The sequence below is a fragment of the Rheinheimera sp. genome (assembly GCF_037442525.1).
GTDB lineage: Bacteria > Pseudomonadota > Gammaproteobacteria > Enterobacterales > Alteromonadaceae > Pararheinheimera.
This window is the reverse complement of the sequence record NZ_JBBIQD010000017.1, coordinates 39515-64515: the sequence shown is the minus strand read 5'-3', so window position 1 is coordinate 64515 and position 25001 is coordinate 39515. Positions and strand designations below refer to the sequence as shown.

Here is a 25001-nt window from a genome sequence, read left to right as displayed (position 1 = left end):
CTGTTTATCATAACGATATACGGTCACCGTACATGATCATAAACTGCGTCATCGCCAGCTTCCAATCGCGCAACGGCATTGTCCACTTTTTGGCGATCTGGTGTAAAGCCAGATACAGCAACTTCAGCACTGAATCATCATTGGGGAATGACCGCCTGGTCTTGGTGACCTGACGTAGGCTGGCATTGAGCGATTCAATCGCGTTGGTGGTGTAAATCACTTTACGGATTTGCGGCGGATAATCGAAGAACACGCTCAGCCGTGTCCAATTGTCTCGCCAGGATTTACTGATACTTGGATGCTGCTTATCCCAAGCCTCAGCAAACTGTTCCAGGGCTTGCTCTGCCTGCTTTAAGGTGGCTGCGCCGTAGATAGTTTTCAGGTCGGCCGCGACCGCTTTACGCTCTTTCCAACTGACAAAGCGCAGGCTGTTGCGGATTTGATGCACGATGCACAGTTGGACCTGAGTGTTCGGATACACCGCTTCAATGGCATCTGGGAAGCCTTTGAGGCCATCAACACAGGCGATAAAGATATCTTCCAGCCCACGGTTTTTCAGTTCGTTCATCACTGACAGCCAGAATTTTGCACCTTCGGTTTGCGCTAACCACAGGCCCAAGAGCTCTTTTTCACCCTCGCAATTGACCCCCAGCGCCAGGTAAACAGATTTGTTCTGCACGCTACCGGTTTCACGGCTGCGGACCACTAAACAGTCCAGATACACGATGGGGTAAACCGGTGCTAACGGCCGCTGCTGCCAGGCTTTGACTTCGTCCAGCACGGCGTTGGTCACTTGGGAGATGAAGGTGGGTGAAACCTCCACACCATACACGTCTTCGAAATGGGCCTGAATGTCGCGGGTCGACATGCCTCGGGCGTACAAAGAGACAATCCGCTCATCAAAGCCACCCAGCTGTTTTTCACCTTTTTTTATCAGCTGCGGTTCAAAGCTGCCGTTGCGGTCACGCGGAGTTTCAATATCGATGTCACCATGGATGCTACGAACCGTTTTACGGCTTTTGCCGTTACGGGAGTTACCACTGTTTTTACCGGCAGCATCATGTTTGGCGTAACCAAGATGCTGCTCCATCTCGGCTTCAAGCGCACGTTCGGCAAGCTTTTTGGTGAGTTGTTTGAGGAGACCTTGTTCACCGAGCAGGTCTTCGGGGGATTTATAGTCAGCTAACAACTGGTCGATAAGCTGGTCTGATACTGGCATTCTTATGTCCTTTCAAATACATAGGTAGAATGCCACTTACACAGATTTTTTTACACTCTCGGCTAAGAGCCCATCATTTTCTGCAAGGCCGGTTCAGTTATCCCACCTCGATGAACATCGTCATGGCAGATGTTGCAAAGAGTGATTAAGTTATCCGCAGTATTTTCCCCACCTTCGACATGATGTTTTAGATGATGCAGCTCCAACATGCTTCTCTTATCCGATGGGTGACGTTTAGATATAGTCCAACCGCAAGATTTACAGGCAAAATGATCCCTCTCCAACACTGCAATCCTAATTGGATCGGGTATCCGGCGGTCATGAATCTCAGCCTGAACCTCAGTTGCCAGAATGTATACGCCAACTGGGAGCTCCGACGCTCCTGAAGCCTTAGTTAAAATCTGCCATCCTTCTTCAGTACGCAATTCTCTAACCCTTCTAGCCCACTCTGATTTATCAGAGGCTAAGTACTGAAGCTCCTCTCCCGTAACGTGCTTACCGACATTTGCTTTGAAGTACGTCAGCAATTTGTCTTTAACCGATATCTTTTGCTTTCTAATCTGATTCGCAGTGTTCCAGCGAAAGGCAGCATCACGGTCCTGCTCATCTTCCAACAAAAAGTAGGTATCAGGCTTTATCTTGGAAACATCCAGATCCCAAAACTGATCATCATCGGCAATTATACTTTTAAGAGATTTCCCACTGATGATAGGCCAACCAGCCTCGACACGAAGCTCACGAATTCGGCGTGGATATTCACTAATACCAGCAACGATAGCAAGCTCAGTACCTGCAATCAGCGTTTGAGGATAACGGCGGATGTAAGCCAAAATGCGATCTCTTGCCGAGTTAGCATCCTCATCTTTGATAAGAGAACTACCCAAGTCTCGAAATTTTTCGCTGGCTGGGATCAATGCCAAAACTTGTTGGCGCAGAGACCCCTCTTCAAGAACACTCTGAAAATTGGTGAGCAGATGGACAACTTCTGATCTAAGTTTTTCTGCATCCATTCGTTTAGAACGTCTAGCCATTAAGCTGCCTTTGCTTTTCTCACCCTATTCAAGAGTAATTCAGAAACATAATCGGCTAACTTAGCCGCAAATACTGGAGGAACAGCATTACCAATTTGGCGTGCAATTTCAATCTTTGTCCCTGTAAAAATAAAATCATCAGGGAAAGACATCAATCTTGCTGCTTCACGATGGGTAATTGGGCGATGTTGATCAGGGTGTAAATAGCGCCCTTTTTCTGGTTTGAAAAATTCTGTTCTTATTGTAACTGAAGGCCGATCCCACCATAACCGACCGAATAGATCAGTACCGCCAGACGTTTTCTTAATCCAACAATTTGGCGTCAGATCGAGTCTATTTCTCTGCAAATCGAAACGATTCCCACCGACAGGAACCGCTTTATAGCGTTCAAGACTTACATCAGTTGGGGTCCGACCAAAATGAAGATTCAAAGGTGGATTTTGATCATGTCTGATGTCTGTTCCATGTGGTATTTTTGGCAAATCAGCGATTGCATCTTTAACTGTACGCCAAGCAGGCAAGCTTGATTCAGTAGAAGGAGAAGCAAATAAAGGTTTTGGAGGAAATGATGGCAAAGCTGCGCCCACAAAATCACTTCGCTTGATCCCTATAGCAATGGCTCTTTTTCTGGTTTGTGGCACACCGTAGTCTGCAGTATTCAATACAGCAGGTGTGATAATGTCAAAACCTAGCTCATCCGCACGTTTTGCAATATCTACAAACTCGGGACTTTTGAGCAACCCAGGCACATTCTCCATAACAAAAATTGAAGCACCTGATTGTTCGACAATATCCATGTAGGGCTCCCACAGGGCCCGTCGATGATCTCCGTCTCGATTTTTATTAAGTAAGCTAAATCCTTGGCATGGAGGGCCACCGATAATTACATCAGCTTGAGGTACTTTTGACTCAGCTAACCAATCCTCGATGCTTGCATTAACACAGTGATTGGTTGAACTAAAATTGGCGTTGTATGTATTAACTGCTGCCTTGTCGTTATCGATGGCAAATACACTCTCAAAATGCCCTGAAAACTGTTGCCCGACAAATCCCAGAGTCATGCCACCGGCACCACAGAACAAGTCGAGTAATCTGTATTTTGTAGTCATTTTTTGAGTCTCTAATTCAACGCTATACTTGGCAAAACCAAACTAATGTAACTCTTGGATTTACGATTATTCAAGAATTAAAATAGCAGAGTACTGTATATAAATACAGGCATTAATTAGGGGATTCAAAATACTGTTATTAACTGATTGTATGAAAGAGAAATTTTTATTTGAACAGTAGTGATTGGTGCCTAGGGTCGGACTCGAACCGACACGTTATTTCTAACGGCGGATTTTGAATCCGCTGCGTCTACCGATTTCGCCACCTAGGCATTAGGGGTGTTACATGGGGTAAACGCCTTGCATTATACAAAGGCGAATGGATGTCGCAAGCAAAAAATCTGTCACAGAGTTGCGACTGCGCAAATTTACAGCAGCTTTAAAAAAAATAAAGCACCGTGATACACTTAGCGCCATTTTGTGATGGATGGAATTCATGATGTATCAGGACAATCCCCGGGCCGGGCTGTTTCGGCGTCTTGCAGCCATGGTGTATGACACCTTGATCCTGGCGGCACTCTGGATGCTGGCCATGGGGCTGGCGCTGGCTTTTGTCGCGCTGCTGGATAAAACCGGGCTGATTTCGTTGGCGGCTTATCAGGACGAAGCCGAGTTTATTCAAAAACATGCCCTTTGGTTTCAACTGTATTCCTTACTGGTGTTTGGCTGGTTTTATCTGTATTTCTGGGTGAAGGGCGGCCAAACCTTGGGCATGCGGGCCTGGCGTATTTTGTTGCTGCGCCCGGATGGTGGACTGATTAGCCTGAAACAGGCCACTATCCGAGTGCTGACCGCCTTCTTTGGCCTGGGCAATTTATGGGTCTGGGTGCGTTGGGGCAAAGGCCTGGCACTGCAAGACCAACTGGCGGGCACCATAGTGGTAAAGCTGACCAAAGAACAAAGCAAAGAGTTAAACCTGCACCGCAGCGCGAGCTAATACAGCGTGACTAAAACAACAAAGGCAGCTCAGGCTGCCTTTTGTTTGTCGCTCAAACGGCTGCTGCCGCTATTTTTTCTGCATCAGATAAAGCGCCACCCCAATAAACAGCAGGCTGGGCAGCACAGCGCCCAGTAATGGCGGCAGCTGGTACACCAAGGCCGCCGGGCCAAATACCTGGTCTGTCATATAAAAGGCGAAACCAGTCAGAATCCCCATCAGTACACGGGCTGCCATGGTTACACTGCGCAGCGGACCAAAAATAAAAGACAACGCCACCAGTAACATAGCCACTATGGTCAGTGGCTGGGTGGCTTTACGCCAATAGGCCAGCTCAAACCGGCTACTGTCCTGCTGGTTACTGGCCAGGTACTCGATATAGGCCGACAGGCCAGTGATCGACAACAGCTCAGGTTTCACCGTCACAACGCCCAGCTTGTCAGGTGTTAAGGTAGAGCGCCAGCGCTGTTCCTGCCATTGGTGTTTTTCCACTTTGTCGTCACGAAAATGCAAGCGGCTGACGTCGGTTAACCGCCAGGCATTGCTGATGTAAGTCGCAGCTTTGGCACTGACTATTGCCTGCAGTTTCAGCTCGTCGTCAAACTCGTAAATGGTGAGGTCAGTCAGATTACCAAAATCGTCCACCTGGCGGATATTAATAAAATGGTCGCCGTCTTTGGCCCAAACGCCCTGACGGGCTGAAATGAGGTCGCCACCGGAAATCGCTTTGGTGCGCAGCTCCCGGGCCGCTTTTTCAGCGGTCGGAGCCCCCCACTCCCCCACTAACATAATCAGCGCCATCAGCAACAGTGCCGTTTTCATCACCGACAGAATAATATTCAGCCGCGACAAACCAGCCGCCTGCATCACCACCAGCTCACTGTTGCTGGCCAGCATGCCCAGGCCAATCAGGCCGCCAATCAGGGCGGCCATAGGGAAGAACATCACCAGGTCACCGGGCGAGCTGAACAGGGTAAATAACCCCGCGGCCAGCATGTCGTAGTCGCCGCGGCCTACCTGTTTGATCTGGTCGATAAAACGAAACATGCCGGACAGAATCACCAGCACCGCTGTGGTCAGCAAAGTGGTGGTGAAAATGGTGCGGCCTATGTACAGGTCGAGGATCTTAAACATAAGCCCCCCGCCGCGTCAGCAGTGCTTTTAGCTTTTGCCCTGCGGTGCGGTGTTTTACCAGCAACGCCGTGCCAAAGGCCAGCCCCAGCGCGTGGATCCACCACATGCCCAGCGCTTGCGGCAATTTACCGTCTTCCAGTGCCGAGCGGCTGGCGATCAGCAAAATGTAATACAACAAATACAGCGCCAGTGCCGGCAATAAACGGCCAAACTTGCCCTGGCGTGGGTTCACCTTAGCCAGCGGCACCGCAATAAACATTAAAATGGGAATAGACAACGGTATGGCTAAGCGCCAGTGCAGTTCAGCGGCCGCTTCAGGCCCGCCTTGTTTAAGCAGGTCATTGGTTTGCAGACTGCTGATTTTCCGCCGCTTCTGCTCAACTTCCTGTTCGCGGATCTGAATTTGGTAGCTGTCAAACTCCACCACTTCAAAGGCTGGCGAACTGTTGGTTCCGGAGTAACGGCGGCCTTTGTCCAGCACCAGGGTCTGGGCACCATTGGCATCTTCTTTCACCTGGCCGGATTCAGCATACACAATAGAGCTGCCATCTTCGGCTCTGGCACCATTTTGCGCCAGAAACACCCGCTGCAGGCCACCGCCTTCACGGCTGATGTCATGCACGAAAACCACTGCTTTTTCATTGGAGGTTTGTTGAAAGCGGCCGGGGATCAGGGTCGAAAGCCCGGAGTCCGCTTCGGCCTTTTCCATAATCTGGTATTCGCGTTCCATGGCCCAGGGGCTTAAATACAGCGTTAAAAAGCCGGACGCCAGCGCCATCACCACACTCAAGACCAACGTCAGCCGGGTGATATACCACTCGCTGATGCCGGTGGCGTGCAACACTGTCATTTCGCTGTCAGCGTAAATCCGGCCGTAGGCGATTAAAACACCCAAAAATGCACTTAATGGCAAAATTAATACCGCAAGCTGGGGTAATTTCAGTGATAAAATGGTCAGCACCAACTGTCCCGGAAGCTCGCCTTCCGAGGCATCGGCCAATATTTTCACGAAGCGCTGGCTCATGATAATGGTGATCAGGATCAGGAAAACAGCTAACTGGCTTTTGAACACTTCACCAATCAGATAACGAAAAACAATCAAAAATGCCCCCTGAAACCTGTCTTTTTTGCTGGAACACTGGCAATTTTTCAGTAAACTGCATATTTATAGCAATTATTATTGACTAAAGTGGCAATAAATCCGAGCTTTTTTGTATGGCGCGGATAAATTTTCACCTTCAGCCCGAGCTGCGGTTTGCAGACTCTGGCGTACTTAGAAGCAGGAGTGAACATGGAGTTCAGCGTAAAAAGCGGAAGTCCGGAAAAACAACGCAGTGCGTGCATTGTGGTGGGTGTGTATGAACCCCGCCGGTTATCTGCCGTTGCCGAACAACTGGATAAAATCAGCGAAGGTTACATCAGTAATCTGTTGCGCCGCGGCGATTTGGAAGGCAAACCCGGCCAGATGCTGTTGTTGCACCATGTCCCCAATGTGCTGAGTGAACGTGTGTTACTGGTAGGGTGTGGCAAAGAGCGTGAGCTGGACGAGCGTCAGTACCGCCAAATCATCGCCAAAACCATCAGCACCCTGAATGAAACCGGCTCGATGGAAGCTGTGTGTTTCTTGTCCGAGCTGCATGTCAAAGGCCGCGACACCTACTGGAAAGTGCGCCATGCGGTGGAAACCACCCAAGACTGCCTGTATGTGTTCGACAAATTAAAAAGCCGCAAAGACGAAACCCGTCGCCCGCTGCGCAAAATAGTGTTTAACGTGCCAACACGCCGTGACCTGACCATTGGCGAAAAAGCGGTAGAACATGGCCTGGCCGTGGCTGCAGGCATTAAAACCAGCAAAGACGTGGCCAATATGCCACCGAATATCTGCACACCAGCTTATCTGGCCGATCAGGCCAAAGCCCTGACCACTCTGTCGGACAAAGTGTCGGTGGATGTGTTAGGCGTATCGGAGATGACAGCGCTGGGTATGAACAGCTATTTAGCGGTCGCCCGAGGCTCAGAAAACGAAGCCAAAATGGCAGTGATCCATTACAAAGGCGCTGGCAATGACAGCGCTCCTGTGGTGCTGGTGGGCAAGGGCCTGACCTTCGACACCGGCGGTATCAGCATTAAGCCGGCCGACGCGATGGATGAAATGAAATACGACATGTGTGGTGCAGCGTCCGTACTGGGGACTGTGCATGCCGCCGCCAGCCTGAACCTGCCAATTAACATTGTCGCAGTACTGGCCGCTGCGGAGAATATGCCGGATGGCCGCGCTTACCGGCCGGGCGACATTCTGACCACCATGTCAGGCCAGACCGTAGAAGTACTGAATACCGACGCTGAAGGCCGCCTGGTGCTGTGTGACGCCCTGACCTATGTCGAGCGTTTTGACCCGGATGTGGTGATTGACGTGGCGACCTTAACTGGCGCTTGTGTGATAGCTCTCGGTAAACACGCCTCTGGCCTGCTGAGCAACCACAACCCGCTGGCCCATGAGCTGCTGAATGCGTCGGAGCAATCCGGTGACCGCGCTTGGCGTTTGCCGTTATGGGATGATTACCAGGATCAGCTGGAAAGCCCCTTTGCCGACTTCAGCAACCTGGGCGGCCGCGCTGCCGGTACTATTACCGCCGCCTGTTTCCTGTCGCGTTTTACCCGTAAATACAACTGGGCGCACCTGGATATAGCTGGCACCGCCTGGCGCAGCGGCGGCAAAGACAAGGGCTCCACCGGACGCCCTGTTGCCATGCTGACGCAGTTTTTAATCAACCGGGTTGGTACCGGCCTAGAGGATTAACAGTGTCCACTGTGACCTTTTATCTGCTGCCTGAGCAGGCTGCAGCCGCAAACCCCGAGCTGGCCACAGTGCCAGCTCGTTTTATTCAGGCGGCGCAGCTTTGCGCTGACTTGTACCGGCAAAACCAGTGGGTTTTCGTGTACTGCCAAAATCAGGCCGACGCCGAGCAGCTGGATGAGGTATTATGGCGCTTTGATCCAGACCGTTTTGTGCCCCATAACCTGGCAGGCGAAGGCCCGTCGCGCGGGGCTCCGGTGGAAATCAGTGCCCAGCCGCCACGCAACAGCAGAGCCGTGCTGGTGAATTTATCCGACAACGTGCCGCCCTTCGCCGCCCGTTATCAGCAAGTGATTGAATTTGTTCCCGCCGACGATGCTGGCAAACAGCTGGCGCGGGAAAAATTTAAGGTATATCGACAAGCGGGCCAAGCCCCGCAGACAGTGCAGCTGTAAGGCTGCCGACAGGTGTAGAGACAATGGAAAAGACCTTTAATCCCAGCAGCATTGAACAGGCCATGTATCAGGCCTGGGAAAGCCAGGGCTATTTCAAGCCTTCGTACGACAACAGCAACGGTGCTTATTGCATCATGATCCCGCCACCTAATGTGACGGGCAGCCTGCATATGGGCCACGCCTTCCAGCAAACCATTATGGATGCGCTGATCCGCTACCAACGCATGCAAGGTAAAAACACTTTGTGGCAGGTGGGGACAGACCACGCCGGTATTGCCACGCAAATGGTGGTAGAACGTAAGCTGGCGGCTGAAGGTTTGCCTGGCCGCCACGAGCTGGGCCGTGACGCTTTTATTGAAAAAGTCTGGCAATGGAAAGCTGAATCCGGCGGCACCATTACGTCGCAGATGCGCCGTCTGGCGGCGTCGGTCGACTGGGATAAAGAACGTTTTACCATGGATGAAGGCCTGTCCAATGCGGTGCAGGAAGTCTTTGTGCGTTTGTATCAGGACGACCTGATTTACCGCGGCAAACGCCTGGTGAACTGGGACCCGAAACTGCATACCGCTATTTCCGACCTGGAAGTGGAAAACAAAGAACAAAAAGGTTCGTTCTGGCACCTGCGTTACCCGCTGGCCGATGGCGTAAAAACCGCTGATGGCAAAGATTACATTGTGGTCGCCACCACCCGGCCTGAAACCATGTTGGGTGATACCGGCGTGGCGGTGAACCCGGATGACGAGCGGTATCAGTCGCTGATTGGCAAGTTTATTCAGTTGCCACTGGTGAACCGCCGTATTCCTATAGTGGCTGACGAGCACGCCGACAAAGAAAAAGGTTCGGGCTGCGTCAAAATCACCCCGGCTCACGACTTTAACGACTACGAAGTGGGCAAACGCCATCAGTTGCCGATGATCAACGTGATGACGCCGGACGCCACCATTCGCACTGAAGGTGAATGTTTCTTCTGCAACGGCGAAGAAAACAGCGAATTGTCGGCCCCTATTCCGGCCGAATACCAGGGCCTGGATCGCTTTGCTGCCCGTAAAGCCATAGTGGCCGCCTTTGAGGCCGCTGGCCTGCTGGAAAAAATTGAAGAAATTAATAACACCCTGCCCTACGGTGACCGTTCTGGTGTGGTGATTGAACCCTTGCTGACCGACCAGTGGTATGTGCGGGTGGCACCTTTGGCCAAAACCGCCATTGAAGCGGTGGAAAACGGCGATATTCAGTTTGTGCCCAAGCAGTACGAAAATATGTACTTCAGCTGGATGCGTGACATTCAGGACTGGTGTATCAGCCGTCAGCTGTGGTGGGGCCACCGTATTCCGGCCTGGTACGACAGCGAAGGCAAAGTGTACGTCGGCCGCAATGAAGCCGAAGTGCGTGCCAAACATGGTCTGGCCGACAGTGTTGCCCTACGTCAGGACAACGACGTGCTGGACACCTGGTTTAGCTCTGCGCTCTGGACTTTCTCAACCCTGGGCTGGCCTGAGGAAACACTGGATTTAAAAACCTTCCACCCAACCGATGTGTTGGTGACAGGTTTTGACATCATTTTCTTCTGGGTGGCCCGGATGATTATGATGACGATGCACTTCATTAAAGATGAAAACGGCAAGCCGCAGGTACCCTTCAAAACTGTCTATGTGACAGGCTTGATCCGCGATGAAAACGGCGACAAGATGTCGAAGTCCAAAGGCAACGTAATTGACCCGCTGGATATGATTGACGGTATCAGCCTGGACGACCTGCTGGAAAAACGCACCAGCAATATGATGCAGCCGCAACTGGCGCAAAAAATTGCTGACCGCACCAAAAAACAATTCCCGGACGGTATTGAAGCTTCAGGCACAGACGCGCTGCGCTTTACGCTGGCTGCGCTGGCCTCGACCGGCCGCGATATCAACTGGGATATGAAACGCCTGGAAGGTTACCGTAACTTCGTTAACAAGTTATGGAATGCCAGCCGTTACGTAATGATGATGACAGACGGCAAAGACTGCGGCTTAAAGGGTGGTGACATGACGCTGTCCCTGGCTGATCAGTGGATTTTGTCTGCGTATAACAACTGCGTGGCCACTTTCCGTCAGCATCTGGACAACTACCGTTTTGACTTAGCCGCCAATACGCTGTATGAGTTCACCTGGAACCAGTTCTGTGACTGGTACCTGGAACTGACCAAACCTGTATTGTTTAAAGGCGACGACGCCCAGCAACGGGGCACCCGCCGCACCCTGGTGCAGGTACTGGAAAGCCTGCTGCGTCTGATGCACCCTTTGATGCCATTTATCACCGAAGAGATCTGGCACAAAGTGGCGCCACTGGCCCGCGCCGATTACAGTGCTGACCAGAGCATTATGAATCAGTCCTTCCCGCAGGCGGACAATAGTCTGAGCAATAGTCAGGTGGAAGCCGATATTGACTGGGTGAAGAACTTTATTCTGGCCATTCGGGTGGTGCGTGGTGAAATGGACATTGCCCCTACCAAACCGCTGCCTGTGCTGCTACGTAACCTGTCCGCCGACGACAGCCGTTGCCTGGCCGCCAACGAAGCGTTGCTGCTGAACCTGGCCAAGCTGGACAGCATTACTGTGCTGGACGACGGCGCCACTGCACCAGCCAGTGCGACTCAGCTGTTAGGCGCTATGGATATTCTGATCCCAATGGCCGGCCTGATTGACAAAGAAGCCGAGCTGGCCCGTATTGCCAAGGCACTGGAAAAACAACAGCAAGAGCGTGACCGCGTGGCTGGCAAGCTGGCCAACGAAGGCTTTGTGGCCAAAGCGCCGGAGGCGGTGTTGGCGAAAGAGCGCGAGAAGCTGGCTGACGCTGAAGCCGCTATTACCAAGCTGCAAGCGCAGCAAGCGGAAATAGCTGCGTTGTAAGAAAGCAGCAGAAAAAGAGGCCCGCATTCGCTGGCCTCTTTTTTTTAGCTACCAATACGGCTGCGGGTAACAATCTGTTGGCGGTATAGTTTCTGTCACATGCATTTCCATCGGCACTGAACTGCAGCCGCCTAACACACTAAACGTGGCAAACAAAACGATTAAAAGCAGACGTGTTTTCATCTTCACCTCCCTGGTTCAGTTACTTTGGTCATCGCCAGCTGAACAGCAGCTGAAAAGGCAGCGCAATGATTGTGCGCAAATGAAATTTTGTTATTATTGCGCCCCTAAATTTACCTGCGGTAAATTGATTCTGTTGTGTAACCTGATCTCTGAAGAAGTTGCAGCATAAGCAGTCCCATTCAGGCCCGGGCTCTGGCAGCTCTAACCCATGTTCCGCTGCCGCTTCGCAGTGGTTGGCTTTTACTTTTCTGGCAATGCCAGGCTTTGTGAAGGAACCCTTAAATGGATTCACCAAGTGCCATTAGTTTGATCCCACCTCTGGTGGTGATGGCGGTTGCAGTGTGGCTGAAGCGCCCTATTCTCGCTTTGGTTGTAGGTGCAGTCGCAGGTTTATTGATGCTGTACCCGACTCAGCCCCTTGAGTTAATTGACACCTTTTCCACCATTGCCACAGGCGTCATGCAGGACGAAACCATTGGCTGGTTGATTCTGGTCTGTGGTGGTTTTGGCTCCCTGATTGCGCTGCTGATCCACACCAGTGGGGCTCTGGCTTTTGGCCGCGCCGCCGCGAGGCTGGCCACAGGACAACGCTCGTCGTTGTTTATGACCTTTATCCTGGGTTGCATTATTTTTATCGACGATTACCTGAACGCCTTGTCGGTAGGCGAAGCAATGAAACGGGTGACCGACAAATACAAAATCAGCCGGCAGATGCTGGCTTATATTGTCGACTCTACCGCTGCGCCTATTTGCGTCATTATTCCAATCTCCACCTGGGCCATTTTCTTTGGTGGCTTGCTGGTCGATAACAAAGTGGCTGAACCAGGTCAGGGCATTCAGGTGTACACCCAGGCTATTCCTTATATGCTTTACCCCTGGCTGGCGGTGCTGCTGGTCGTGCTGGTGGCACTAAAAATTATGCCCGCCATTGGCCCGATGAAAAAAGCCGAGCTGGCGGCGCAAAATGGCACTCCTATCGATGTGCTGCCCGACGTTGGCACTGAACCGGCGGCAGGCCACCATATTCCGGCACATTCAGGGGGGACAGACGTGCCGGCAGGTGACCAGTATGCCGTGCATTCAATGGAGCAAGAGTTTGAACAGGCCCAGCAAGGTGGCAAACTGCGCAACTTCCTGGTGCCTATGCTGATGCTGATCGGTTTTACCATCTTCTTTGATATTGATGTATTAAAAGGCTTGTTGGTAACCCTGGTGCTGACGCTGGCTTTTTATGCTTATCAGCGCCTGATGCCACTGACCGAAATGATGGAAGTAATGATGAATGGTTTTAAAACCATGTTACCTGCCATCTGCACCGTCATTGCTGCATTTGTGTTTAAAGATGTCTGCGACAAATTACTGTTGCCTCAGTTTGTCATTGAAAACCTGACCCCTTATATGACAGCGCAAATGCTGCCAGCCATAGTGTTTCTGGCCATGGCGATCCTGTCTTTTGCTACCGGTTCCAGCTGGGGCATTTTTGCGGTGTCCATTCCTATTGTGATGCCGCTGGCTTATGCGGTGGAAGCCCATATCCCGTTGGTCATTGGCGCTTTATTGTCTGCCAGCTCCTTTGGTTCCCAGGCCTGCTTCTACAGTGACTCCACTGTACTGGCCGCTCAGGGGTCAGGCTGTAACCTGGTGTCGCACGCCGTGACTCAGCTGCCTTATTGCCTGATTGCGGCCAGTGTCGCTTTTGTGGGCTTTATTCTGATTGCCTGACAGCACAAAAACGCCGGGGCAGCTAAATCAGCTGCCCCTTCTTTTTTAACTTACTTAGAACATTCAGTTATTACATCTTCGGGTACTTCTTTCGTTACATCCAGTGACCACATCGACCAATTAGTGTTTAACCGAATAAAATCATAAGGTTAAACAGCACATCAAAAAAACCTTGCTGATATTCCATAAAGTTTTAGATATTCAGACTTTTATACCAAAAGACAGCTAACTATCCAGCCATCTGTTTATTACCAAAGCATCTAAAACATACGAAAGCATTAGTTAATTACTGCATAAACACTGCCTAGAATGCGCGCCATTCGCCCCACGGGCTTTTCGTACGCAGAGGTACTTATGTTGCAATCGACCACTCAACAGCAGTCATATCCAGCTTCAGGCAAAACCGCCTTGCCGGTACTGGACCTGAGCCTGCTGGATGGCTGCGCCGCCGAGCAACAGCAGTTTATTCAGCAATTGCGGGTTGCAGCCCGTGATGTTGGCTTCTTTTACCTGACAGGCCATGGCCAGAGCGAACAACGCCAGCAGCACATTCTGCAACTGGCCAAAGATTTTTTTGCTTTACCACTGGCAGACAAGCTGGAAGTGCAGATGGTGAAATCGCCACATTTTCGTGGTTACAGCGGCCTGATGGCCGAGCTGACCCGCGGCGCGCCGGATATCCGTGAGCAATTCGATATTATGGCGGAACAGCAGCAGCCAAAGTACAGCCGCAATAACCCGGATTGGCTGGGTTTGATTGGCCCCAATCAATGGCCCGGCGCGCTGCCGCAGATGCAGCAAGAGTTATTGAGCTGGCAACAGAGCCTGTCCGACATCACAGTCAAACTGCTGCGCGCCTTGATGCTGGCACTGCAGCAACCAGCCGACGCGCTGGACAGCACCATTAGCAGCGGCCCTTACACCCATATGAAACTTATTCGCTACCCAGGCCAAACCCAGGGTAGCAAACAAGGGGTGGGCGCTCACAAAGACCCAGGTTACCTGACACTGGTGGTGCAAGACGAACACAGTGGCCTGGAAGTGGAAACTGAGCAGGGTTGGGTCGCAGTGGCACCGCTGCCCGGTGCTTTTGTGGTCAATATTGGTGAGCTGCTGGAACTGGCCTCCAACGGCTACTTAAAAGCCACCATGCACAGAGTGGTCAGCCCCCAGGCTGGGCTGGAACGTTTTTCCTGTGCCTTTTTTATGGCGGCAGAGCTCAATGCCACTGTGCCTTTATTGCAGTTGCCGTCTCATTTAGCTGCCGAAGCCAAAGGTCCGGCCAGCGATCCGAATAATCCGTTGTTTTATCAGGTGGGTCAGAATGTGCTAAAAGGCAGATTACGCTCGCACCCAGATGTGGCGGCTGCTCATTATTCAGCCCCGCAGACAGCATCACAATAAACAGCCGCGACAGCGGCTCTGAACAAGGTCCGTTATGAAGTTTAAAACCTTATCCGTACACGCAGGTCAGCAACCCGACCCGAGCACTGGCGCCTTAGCCACCCCGGTGTATTTCACCAGCACCTTCAGCTATGGCACGGCCGAAGAAGGCCAGGCCCGTTTTGCCGGCCAGAACCCGGGTTACATTTACAGCCGTTTTGCCAACCCGACCACAGCCGCGCTGGAGCAAAAACTGGCGGCTCTGGAAGGGGCCGATGAAGCGCTGGTGGTCGCCAGTGGTATGGCGGCGGTCAGCGCCATTATGTATGCGTTGGCTGATGCCGGGGATGAAGTAGCGTTTATTGACCCTGTGTATGGCGGCACCGACGCCTTTTTACGCAACACCCTCACCCGCGCTGGCATCACGCTGAGCCGTTACAGCAGCGATCAGGATTTTGCCAACCGGGTGAAAGCCAATACCAAGCTGGTGTTGTTTGAACCTGTCACCAACCCGACGCTGAAGGTGATCGACACCCGTATTGTGGTAGAAGCGGCCCGTAAAGTGGGCGCGCTGGTGGTCAGTGACAACACCTTTCTGACGCCTTATTTGTCTCAGCCACTGGCGCTGGGGGCCGATCTGGTGATGCACAGCGGCACCAAATACCTGTCCGGTCATGGCGATATCATTGCCGGTGTGGTGGCAGGGCGCACTGAGCTGATGCAAAAAGTCCGCACTGTGGCGCTGAAACATATTGGTTCTCCTATTGGCCCACAAGAAGCCTATTTGCTGCAACGTGGCGTCAAAACCCTGCCACTGCGGATGGATGCACATTGCGCCAACGCCCGCAAAGTGGCCGACTTTTTAGCAGCGCATCCGGCCGTGGCGAAAGTGTATTACCCAGGTCATGCCAGTCACCCGGGACATCAGGCCATTGCCGATACCGCCAGCGGTTTTGGTGGCATGGTGGCGATTGAACTGGATGGCGGTTTTGCCCGTTCCGCCAAGTTTCTCAATCAGCTGCAACTGTTCGCTCAGGCGGTCAGTTTAGGGGATGTAGAAAGCCTGGCCTGCCACCCGGCCAGTACCACCCACGCCGCCATGACAGCAGAAGACCGTGTACGTGCCAATGTCAGCGACAACCTGGTTCGCTTAAGTATTGGCGTGGAAGACGCCGACGATCTCATTGCCGATTTAGCGCAGGCTTTAGCAGTTTGCTAAAGCCCATCGGATACAGCGGAAAAGGCAAAGCTCAGGCAGACAGGCCGTAAATACGCTCCCTGTAGGCTCGGTTTTGGCATCCATGCCAAAAACGGTCTGCTTAGCTCTTTGCCTTTCCTCACTTTGGATACCGCCTTTCTTTCATTTACATATTCCTTTTAATACTAACAAATTCAAATTTCTTTCTTTTTTGAAATATAAATTTCTTCTACAGTGCGATTACGCCTCCAGATAACCATAGATAAGGAGGCGGGCAGCACACACACCACCACTGATGGCTGCTTACCAGGAATAGTCACAGAACACAGCACACTGACCGGAACACCGGAAGAGCGATAAAGCCCTTTGGGAGTTTTTATGTCAGCTCAGTATTATGGAAAAGTAAGTAAATCCCGGCAGTTGCCGACCCGTTTTTACCGGCCTTTGGCTTTGACGGCTCTGGCGGTTGCTGCAGCACTCAGCAGTCAGGCCCACGCAGCGGGCCCGACTATTTACGGCAAGCTGAATTTATCAGCCCAGCACTATAAGTTTGAAAAACTGGAGTTCGGCCAGACCGGCACCCCAGCCACCTATCTGCATACAGGTGCCACAGCCACTGTGCCAGAACTGGAGCAGTGGGCCATTGAAAGCAATGCCTCCCGTTTCGGTATTAAAGGTGATGTAGCCATTCATGACGAGCTGAAGCTGGTGTATCTGGTGGAGTACGGCATTGACGCCGACAACGGCACCAACAGCAATGGCCGTGAGCTTAGTCAACGCAATATTTACGCAGGTATTGAAGGCCGTTGGGGCACTGTGTTGTTGGGCAAAAACGACAGTCCGCTGAAAACCTTATTGGCCAACCCGATCACCCGCACCGATATTGACCGCTTTAACGACGCCGCTTTGGCTGATATTGGCAGTTATCTGGTCGGCGAAAACCGGCCTGACAATGTGATCCAGTACAACTCACCTATTTTCTGGCAAGGCTTTGAATTCAAACTGGCAGCCGTGCAAAACGAAGAAACTGGCGTACCGGTGTCGGCCAGCAATCCGCAAGATGACGATGGCCTGGCGACCGGCTACTCCAGCGCCCTGACGTACGGCAAAGGCAAATGGTTTGTCGGCGTGGCGCTGGATTCAAATGTGGTCGCTACAGACGCCGTCCGTCTGACCGGTGAGCTCAGTCTTGGCCCGGTCAAACTCGGTGCCATTTATCAGACAGCAGAACGGCATGACGACACCGACCGCATTGGGCCATTCAGCACTTTTGTCGGCTCTTCGGTGTCGGCCAACGGTGCACAAAACGGTATCAACCCCATCGGCGAATGGGACGGTGCCAGCGGCACTGCTTTTAAAGAGCAGGATGGTTACGTACTGAACGCCGTCTGGAAACTGACCGGCCCCTGGAGTGCCAAGCTGCAGTATGGTCACTCAAAGACCACCCCACTTAATGCAGCCTACAAAGACGTCAAAGCCGATGCGCTGGCTCTGGGGCTGGACTACCGGTTGAATGAAGCAGCCCGTCTGTACAGCTATTACGCCCAGCTCGACACCGAAGGCGATGCCGCCATAGGCACCGCCACCCCCAGCGACAGCACCCTGGCTGTCGGCCTGGATTTCAGATTCTGACCCTTGGCTATTTAAGGAAAACATCATGCAAAACTTCAATGCGTTACTGAAAACCTGGCTGGTGGCCAGCACTGTGGCTCTGGCACTGACGGCTCAGGCTAAAGAGGTCACTTTACTCAACGTGTCCTACGACCCAACCCGCGAGTTGTACCGTGATTACAACCAGGCCTTTGCTGCGTACTGGCAACAAAAAACCGGCGATAAAGTGAAAATTGAACAGTCGCACGGCGGCTCAGGCAGCCAGTCGCGTGCCGTCATTGATGGCTTAAAAGCCGATGTGGTGACGCTGGCACTGGCGGGCGATATCGACCCTATCGCCCAAATCGCCAAACTCTTGCCGGACAACTGGGAAAGCCGGTTGCCGGATGCCAGCGCCCCCTACACCTCCACCATTGTGTTTTTGGTGCGTAAGGGCAACCCCAAGCAAATTAAAGACTGGGACGACCTGATTAAACCCGGCGTGGAAGTGATCACTCCCAACCCAAAAACCTCGGGCGGGGCGCGCTGGAATTATCTGGCCGCCTGGGCCTTTGCTGAAGGCAAATATGGCTCTGCAGACAAAGCCCGTGATTTTGTCGGCCAGCTGTATAAAAACGTGCCTGTGCTTGATTCAGGGGCCCGTGGCTCGACCACCACTTTTGTGCAGCGTGGTATTGGTGATGTGCTGCTGGCCTGGGAAAACGAAGCCTTCCTGGCGGTCAATGAGCTGGGTGCTGATGCAGTAGAAATTGTGGTGCCTTCTTTATCCATTCTGGCAGAACCTTCTGTGGCTGTCGTGGATAAAAATGCACAGGCCAAAGGAAACCTGCAGGTAGCTCAGGCGTACCTTGAATACCTGTACAGCCCTCAAGGCCAACAAATTGCCGCCAAACATTATTACCGGCCACGCAATGCCGATGTGGCTCAGCAGTACAGCAGCCAATTCCCACAGCTGAAGCTGGTGACTATTAACGACTTCGGTGGCTGGGCCAAAGCACAAAAACAGCACTTCAGTGAAGGTGCGGTGTTTGACCAGATTTATCAATAACCTCAGATAACAACCAGGGTCCGGTGCTGGCCGTGTAAGCGGTCAGCATTTTTTTGCCTTGCAGGAGAGAAATGTGAATTTGTTGCGCAAGAACCGACGAGCGGTATTGCCGGGCTTAGGATTGTCCCTTGGTTTTTCGGTGTTCTACTTGTCTTTAATTGTGTTAATTCCGCTGGCCGCTTTAGTGGCCAAAAGCTTTAGCCTGAGCCTGGCTGAATTCTGGGCTGTGATTGCCAGCCCCAGAGCTATTGCCAGTTATCAGTTGACCTTTGGTGCGTCATTGCTCGCCGCCACCGTCAACCTGGTGTTTGGTTTACTGGTGGCCTGGGTGCTGGTGCGTTATCAGTTTCCGGGAAAAAAAGTGCTGGACGCTTTGGTCGATTTGCCTTTTGCCTTGCCTACAGCCGTAGCCGGTATTGCACTGACGGCCATTTATGCGCCCAACGGCTGGATAGGCCAGCATCTGGCAGTCTTGGGCATTAAATCGGCGTACAGTCCGCTGGGGGTGACCATTGCGCTTATTTTTATTGGTCTGCCTTTTGTGGTGCGCACTGTGCAGCCGGTGCTGGCTGACATTGAAAAAGAAATTGAAGAAGCAGCGGCCAGCCTGGGCGCCAGCCGCATTCAGACCTTCAGGCGGATTTTATTTCCGGCCCTGCTGCCTTCCATGCTGACCGGTTTTGCCCTGGCCTTTGCCCGGGCTGTGGGCGAATACGGTTCTGTGGTGTTTATCAGCGGCAATATGCCAATGAAAACCGAAATTACCCCCTTGCTGATTATGACCCGGCTGGAGCAGTTCGATTACGCCGGAGCTGCTGCACTCGGCACTGTCATGTTGCTGCTGTCGTTTTTATTATTGCTGCTGATCAATGCACTGCAGCACTGGAGTAACCACCAGGCAGGAGCCAAAGTATGAGCCGCCTCAATCCACAACCCTCCCTCCCAGCCAAAATGCCCCAAATCCTTGCTACTCACAGGTTAAGACAGGCCACCACTGAACCACTTTGGGTACAGCTGTTACTTATTATTCTGGCGCTGGCCTTTTTAACGCTGTTTTTAGTACTGCCGCTGCTGATTGTCTTTGGCGAAGCCTTGGCGAAAGGAACAGAAGTTTATCTGGCGTCCGTCACCGAACCAGCCGCTTTGCATGCCATTCAGCTGACCTTGCTGGCCGCAGCCATCGCCGTCCCCAGTAATCTGGTCTTTGGCCTGGCAGCCAGCTGGGCCATTGCCAAGTTTCAGTTCCGTGGCCGCCAACTGTTACTGACGCTGATTGATTTACCCATAGCCGTTTCCCCGGTGATTGTTGGTCTCTGTCTGATGCTGATTTTTGGTGCTCAGGGCTATCTGGGACCCTGGTTACAGCAACAGGAACTTCAGCTGATGTTTGCCGTGCCAGGCATAGTACTGGCGACTATTTTTATTACCTTTCCTTTTATTGCCCGTGAGCTGATTCCGCTGATGCAGGAACAGGGTAAAGAGCAGGAAGAAGCCGCTCTGACCTTAGGCGCCAGTGGCTGGCAAACCTTTTTCCGTGTCACCCTGCCCTCGGTAAAATGGGCGTTGCTGTATGGGGTGGTGCTGGCCAATGCCCGTGCTATGGGGGAATTTGGAGCTGTCAGTGTGGTTTCAGGAAAAATCCGCGAGCAAACCAACACCATGCCGCTGCATATTGAAATTTTGTACAACGAATACCAGTTTGCCGCCGCTTTTGCCGTGTCTTCGTTACTGGCATTACTGGCACTGGTCACCTTGCTGCTGAAAAGCCTGCTGGAATGGCAAAGCGGTAACACCCGTCATTAAGCAGGATGCAGCTTTAAGGCCAGTAATTAATTCAGATTGCTGGCCTGTTTTTGTGTCAGCAACAGCCAAAGCTGGTCGGCTGGCACAGGTTTGGACCATAAATAGCCCTGAGCAGAATCACAGTGCATCTGGCTGAGTAAAGTGGCCACTTCAGATCGCTCTACCCCTTCAGCCACCACGGTCAGTCCCAGGCTGTGCGCCAGTTGGATCATGCCGCTGACCAGCGCCTGATCGCGGATGGAGCTGTTCAGTTGCAAAATAAAGGATTGGTCAATTTTTAAGGTCGCCGCCTGAAAACGGCTGAGGTAGTGCAGGTTGGAATAGCCAGTGCCGAAGTCATCAATCGCCAGTTTGACCCCGGTTTGCATCAGCTCAGCCAGCTGTTGTTGCACCTGATATTGCTCGTCCATCAGCATGGATTCTGTCAATTCCAGTTCCAGCAAATGCGCAGGCAGGCCAGTGTCAGCCAGTGTCATAGCCACTTGCTGTGGCAATTGGCCAGAACGGAACTGGCGGGCAGATAAATTCACCGCCACGACCAAAGGCTGGCCAGCCAGATACCACTGCGCCGCCTGCTGACAGGCTTGCCGGAGCACCCAAAGCCCCAGGCTGTCAATCAACCCGGTTTCTTCCGCCAGCGGGATAAAATGTTGTGGCCCTACCCAGCCCAGTTCAGGATGCTGCCAGCGCAGCAGCGCTTCAACGCCATTCAGCCGACCCGTACTTAATTCATATTTAGGCTGATAATGCAGCTCCAACTGCTGCTGTTGTACCGCCTGACGCAGTTCGGTAATCAGCTTCAGTGTGTCGGTCTGATGCTGCTGCCACTCAGGCCTGTACAGCCTGTAGGTATTGCGGCCAGCGTCTTTCGCTTTGTACATGGCCTGATCAGCCATCCGGCACAGCTGGTTAAAGTCATGCTGTTGCGGGGACGAAAAAGCCACCCCGACAGAAGCGGACAACTGAATACTGTATTCTTCAACCAGAATGGGCTGCTGCAGACTGCTTAGCAGGCTATCCAGCCGGGCAAACAGCGCAGTTTCATCGACAGTGCGCAGCACCAGCACAAACTCATCACCGCCAAAACGACAGGCAATTTCTCCGTCATTCAGCTGCTGAGCCAAACGGCTGGCAATCTCAGCCAGCACCTGATCACCCACACTATGGCCTAACGAATCATTGACAGGTTTAAACTGATCCAAATCCAGCAGTACCACAGCCAGCTCCACCTGCTGCTGATGCCACTGCTCAAAGCATTGCCGGGCAAAATCGCGTTGCGCCAGACCAGTCAGTCTGTCGGTTTGAGCCAGATGCAAAATGGTTTGGTGGGATTGCTGCACCCGCAGGTTCTCATCAGACAGCTCCTTTAATAAAGTGCGATAATCCTGCGCCACCATCCGTACCGCAAAACCACAAACGCTGAACAGCATCGCCAGTGTGACAATAGTCTGCCAACGCACAGGGCCTATGGCAGTCAGGTTCTGCTGCCACCAGTCCACAGCCGCCAGAGAACAGCAAAAAACCAACATAAAAGTCACCAGACTCAGGTACAGTCTGGGGCCGGCAAATAAAGCGGCAAACATCAGAATCATGGGGTAGCAGATAATCAGCGGTTCATGGATCCCTGAATTAATCAGTAACAACCCACTGATGGCAATAGTTAAAGCCCACAGCAACCAGCTGTTGGCTTTGTCGTAGGCCGAGTTTTTTAACCAGAAAAAAGCAGGCAACATCAGTGCGGCCACGGCAGACAACCAAACCGCTGAACGGGGGCCGGATAAGAGAGAGCCGCAGGCCACAGTGATAAAACAGACCCAAATCACCTGACGCAACCGTCGCTGCTGTCGTTGACTGTGCAGATAAACCCCGGATCCAGACTGCGCCATAAAGAAAAACCTTACGCTTACCGCTCTGGCCATCACATTATTGCAGTTTTTGCAGATTTTAAAGAGTGGCAGCAAAATTTAACCTGTGCTGCGCCAGGATGTGAACAGAATGTGCAGTCGGGTTAAATACCCTCTCCCAAAAAAATTCTGCTTTGCTGCGGCTTCAGCCAGATCTGCTGATGCTGGCTCAACCCCAGTTGCTTAAATTTGTCCTTGGCCAGCTCCACCTGAATAAGTTGCCGGTTTTCTTCCGCCAGCACCTCCAGCCGGACTGTTGGCCCGACTATGGTGATGAGATCCACCACGGCGCTGATACCTCCCGGCTCCGCCTGAAGCAGCACATCAATTTCATGGGGCCGGACATAGGCCAGTTCATGTTGTTGTGTCTGAGGTGTGGACAGGGCACTCAGCTGCACTGCGCCTTGCTTTATACGGGCATGAAACAGATTCACATTGCCAAGAAATTCATACACAAAGGGGTTGGCCGGGTGGTCATACACCTGCTCTGGCGACCCTTGCTGTTCAATCCGGCCTTTGTTCATCACCACAATCTGGTCGGCCACTTCTAAGGCTTCTTCCTGATCATGCGTCACAAACACGCTGGTGACATGAATTTCATCATGCAAACGGCGCAGCCAGCGCCGCAGTTCAGCCCGCACCTTGGCATCCAGAGCACCAAAAGGTTCATCCAACAGCAGCACCTGTGGCTCCACCGCCAGGGCCCGGGCAAGGGCAATCCGCTGACGCTGTCCGCCGGATAACTGTGAAGGGTAACGGCTGGCCGTCCAGTCCAGTTGTACCAGTTCCAGCAGATGCTGCACTTTGTTGCGGATTTGCGCCTCTGACGGGCGCAGCTTCTTCGGTTTCACGGTCAGGCCAAAAGCCACGTTTTCAAAGACCGTCATATGTTTAAACAAGGCGTAGTGCTGAAACACAAAACCCACCCCCCGTTCAGACACATGGCGCTCACTGATATCCTGACCATGAAACCAGACCTGGCCACTGTCGGCCTGTTCCAAACCGGCAATAATACGCAACAGGCTGGTTTTTCCTGAACCCGACGGGCCCAGCAATGCAGTGAGCTGGCCTGTGCCTATATGCAGATTAACCTGATCAACAGCGACAAAATCGCCAAATTTTTTCTGAATGTTTTGTAATTGAATGCTCATGTGAGTTCTCAGTAACAGGCTGCGAGCCTTACCTTATCGAACCTCAGAGCCGGTGGTCCGGTATGCTGAAGACCAAAAGAAGGGGGTATTAAGCAGCGGGTTTATCCAGCCGCAGTTTTTCATTTTTTTCCAGTTGCACCAGTTTGCCCTGGTGAAACACCAGTTCAATGGAACCAAACTCCACTTTACCTACCAGCCGTTCCAGTTTATCCAGCAGCTGATTCAGCAAATCCGGTTGCAGATCTTTTTGCGCCATCTCGGTTATCCCACCTTAATCAAAGTGGTCTCATTACAGCAGAGCTTTCAAATAACCTAAAATACTTTTTTGAAGCAAAGTTATAATAAAAGGTGATAAAAAATTACTGACACCGCCCTCGTCTGAGGCTGGGAATGCATGAATTAAAATGGTATTTATTTTAGAAAACCATGAATGGAATTCATTAGAATGCTGGAACGTCACCATTTGGCCATAGTGCGGGCGGTTGAGGAGCTTGGTTCTTTAACCGCCGCCGCCAGTCAGCTGTGCCTGACCCAATCGGCGCTGAGCCATAGTATGCGCAAACTGGAACAACAACTAGGCACCGATATCTGGTTAAGGGAAGGCCGCAGCCTGAAGTTAACTCAGGCCGGACACTACCTGCTGGCCGTGGCGAACCGGCTGCTGCCCCAGCTCGATCACGCCGAGCAGCGTTTGCGCCAGTTTGCCAGCGGTGAACGTGGCTCGTTACGCATTGGTATGGAGTGTCACCCTTGTTACCAGTGGCTGCTGAAAATGGTGTCGCCTTTCCTGCAAGCCTGGCCTTACATTGATGTGGACGTGAAACAGAAGTTTCAGTTTGGTGGCCTGGGTGCCTTATTTGGTTATGAAATTGACCTGCTGGTCACCCCAGACCCGGTATTCAAAAAGGGCCTGCACTATGAAGCCGTGTTTGACTACGAGTTGGTACTGGCCGTCAGCGCACAACATAGGCTGGCGAAAGAGCAGCACATTCAACCACAGCAGCTCAGCCAGGAAGTGCTGATCACTTACCCTGTGGCGACAGAGCGGCTGGATATTTACACGCAATTTCTGACGCCCGCCGGCATACTGCCAAAACAACATAAACCCATAGAAAACACCGAAATTATGCTGCAGATGGTGGCCAATAACAGAGGTGTTGCCGCGCTGCCTCGCTGGCTGGTGGATGAGCAAAGCCAGAACGTTGCGGTGGTGCCGGTGCAGCTTGGCGCTGAAGGTATTCAAAAACAGATTTTTTTGGGTATACGGGAAGCCGACCTGGATGTGGACTACCTGCGCGCTTTTACTGAACTGGCGCAGCAATTTAACTGACCCAACCGGCAAAATGCCTGCCAGCCTGAATAATGCCAGTCCGTAAAACGGACCGGCATGTGGCGTTGCTGCATTTGAGGGGGATGACTACACCAGCC

20 protein-coding genes and 1 tRNA gene are annotated in these 25001 nt (G+C 52.2%); 12 read left to right on the top strand and 9 right to left on the bottom strand.

The window, feature by feature from the left end; translation table 11 throughout:
- Positions 1 to 7: 7 nt before the first annotated feature.
- From WKJ03_RS17225 to WKJ03_RS17210, 4 genes are all read right to left on the bottom strand, one after another.
- Positions 8 to 1219, bottom strand: a complete 1212-nt coding sequence (locus WKJ03_RS17225; protein ID WP_337843477.1) for an IS256 family transposase — start codon at positions 1217 to 1219, stop codon at positions 8 to 10.
- Between the two features lie 62 nt (positions 1220 to 1281).
- Positions 1282 to 2250, bottom strand: coding sequence for an HNH endonuclease signature motif containing protein (locus WKJ03_RS17220; protein ID WP_337843476.1), 969 nt, complete (start codon positions 2248 to 2250; stop codon positions 1282 to 1284).
- Complete coding sequence (locus tag WKJ03_RS17215; protein ID WP_337843475.1) at positions 2250 to 3359, bottom strand: DNA cytosine methyltransferase; 1110 nt, start codon at positions 3357 to 3359, stop codon at positions 2250 to 2252. The genes WKJ03_RS17220 and WKJ03_RS17215 overlap by 1 nt, the downstream gene beginning before the upstream one ends.
- 185 nt (positions 3360 to 3544) lie before the next feature.
- Positions 3545 to 3631: transfer RNA gene (locus WKJ03_RS17210), tRNA-Leu, on the bottom strand.
- 164 nt (positions 3632 to 3795) lie between these two features.
- Between WKJ03_RS17210 and WKJ03_RS17205 the strand changes: the two genes are divergently transcribed.
- Entirely contained in the window at positions 3796 to 4296 is a 501-nt protein-coding gene (locus WKJ03_RS17205; RefSeq protein WP_337843474.1) for an RDD family protein, read from the top strand.
- A gap of 69 nt (positions 4297 to 4365) precedes the next feature.
- On the opposite strand, the gene lptG is transcribed toward WKJ03_RS17205, so the two are convergent.
- Together lptG and lptF are read right to left on the bottom strand one after the other, a co-directional pair.
- Positions 4366 to 5430, bottom strand: a complete 1065-nt coding sequence (gene lptG, locus WKJ03_RS17200) for an LPS export ABC transporter permease LptG (RefSeq protein ID WP_337843473.1) — start codon at positions 5428 to 5430, stop codon at positions 4366 to 4368.
- Positions 5423 to 6532, bottom strand: a complete 1110-nt coding sequence (lptF, locus tag WKJ03_RS17195; protein ID WP_337843472.1) for an LPS export ABC transporter permease LptF — start codon at positions 6530 to 6532, stop codon at positions 5423 to 5425. The genes lptG and lptF overlap by 8 nt, the downstream gene beginning before the upstream one ends.
- Before the next feature lie 189 nt (positions 6533 to 6721).
- On the opposite strand from lptF, the gene pepA reads away from it, so the two are divergent.
- From pepA to cysW, 10 genes are all read left to right on the top strand, one after another.
- Positions 6722 to 8230, top strand: coding sequence for a leucyl aminopeptidase (gene pepA / locus WKJ03_RS17190; RefSeq protein ID WP_337843471.1), 1509 nt, complete (start codon positions 6722 to 6724; stop codon positions 8228 to 8230).
- 2 nt (positions 8231 to 8232) lie between these two features.
- Entirely contained in the window at positions 8233 to 8682 is a 450-nt protein-coding gene (locus tag WKJ03_RS17185; RefSeq protein WP_337843470.1) for a DNA polymerase III subunit chi, read from the top strand.
- 23 nt (positions 8683 to 8705) lie between these two features.
- Positions 8706 to 11570, top strand: a complete 2865-nt coding sequence (locus tag WKJ03_RS17180; protein WP_337843469.1) for a valine--tRNA ligase — start codon at positions 8706 to 8708, stop codon at positions 11568 to 11570.
- A gap of 465 nt (positions 11571 to 12035) precedes the next feature.
- On the top strand, positions 12036 to 13475 hold the full coding sequence (locus WKJ03_RS17175) for a Na+/H+ antiporter NhaC family protein (protein ID WP_337843468.1): 1440 nt from the start codon (positions 12036 to 12038) through the stop codon (positions 13473 to 13475).
- Between the two features lie 354 nt (positions 13476 to 13829).
- Entirely contained in the window at positions 13830 to 14879 is a 1050-nt protein-coding gene (locus WKJ03_RS17170; protein WP_337843467.1) for a 2-oxoglutarate and iron-dependent oxygenase domain-containing protein, read from the top strand.
- 34 nt (positions 14880 to 14913) lie between these two features.
- Positions 14914 to 16077 carry a PLP-dependent aspartate aminotransferase family protein gene (locus tag WKJ03_RS17165; RefSeq protein ID WP_337843466.1) on the top strand — a complete coding sequence of 388 codons (1164 nt, stop codon included), beginning with the start codon at positions 14914 to 14916 and terminating at the stop codon, positions 16075 to 16077.
- A gap of 357 nt (positions 16078 to 16434) precedes the next feature.
- Complete coding sequence (locus WKJ03_RS17160; RefSeq protein ID WP_337843465.1) at positions 16435 to 17688, top strand: porin; 1254 nt, start codon at positions 16435 to 16437, stop codon at positions 17686 to 17688.
- Between the two features lie 25 nt (positions 17689 to 17713).
- Complete coding sequence (locus WKJ03_RS17155) at positions 17714 to 18715, top strand: sulfate ABC transporter substrate-binding protein (RefSeq protein ID WP_337843464.1); 1002 nt, start codon at positions 17714 to 17716, stop codon at positions 18713 to 18715.
- Between the two features lie 82 nt (positions 18716 to 18797).
- Positions 18798 to 19631, top strand: coding sequence for a sulfate ABC transporter permease subunit CysT (cysT, locus tag WKJ03_RS17150; RefSeq protein WP_337843479.1), 834 nt, complete (start codon positions 18798 to 18800; stop codon positions 19629 to 19631).
- On the top strand, positions 19628 to 20518 hold the full coding sequence (cysW, locus tag WKJ03_RS17145; protein ID WP_337843463.1) for a sulfate ABC transporter permease subunit CysW: 891 nt from the start codon (positions 19628 to 19630) through the stop codon (positions 20516 to 20518). Before cysT ends, cysW begins: the two co-directional genes overlap by 4 nt.
- A gap of 26 nt (positions 20519 to 20544) precedes the next feature.
- On the opposite strand, the gene WKJ03_RS17140 is transcribed toward cysW, so the two are convergent.
- The 3 genes from WKJ03_RS17140 to WKJ03_RS17130 form a co-directional block, all read right to left on the bottom strand.
- A complete protein-coding gene (locus tag WKJ03_RS17140) occupies positions 20545 to 22404 on the bottom strand; it encodes an EAL domain-containing protein (protein WP_337843462.1) in 1860 nt (619 codons plus the stop codon).
- A 122-nt stretch (positions 22405 to 22526) separates the two neighbouring features.
- A complete protein-coding gene (locus WKJ03_RS17135; RefSeq protein ID WP_337843461.1) occupies positions 22527 to 23573 on the bottom strand; it encodes a sulfate ABC transporter ATP-binding protein in 1047 nt (348 codons plus the stop codon).
- 88 nt (positions 23574 to 23661) lie between these two features.
- Positions 23662 to 23829, bottom strand: a complete 168-nt coding sequence (locus WKJ03_RS17130) for a YezD family protein (RefSeq protein ID WP_337843460.1) — start codon at positions 23827 to 23829, stop codon at positions 23662 to 23664.
- A 183-nt stretch (positions 23830 to 24012) separates the two neighbouring features.
- Between WKJ03_RS17130 and WKJ03_RS17125 the strand changes: the two genes are divergently transcribed.
- Positions 24013 to 24903, top strand: a complete 891-nt coding sequence (locus WKJ03_RS17125; RefSeq protein WP_337843478.1) for a LysR family transcriptional regulator — start codon at positions 24013 to 24015, stop codon at positions 24901 to 24903.
- Positions 24904 to 25001: the final 98 nt, after the last annotated feature.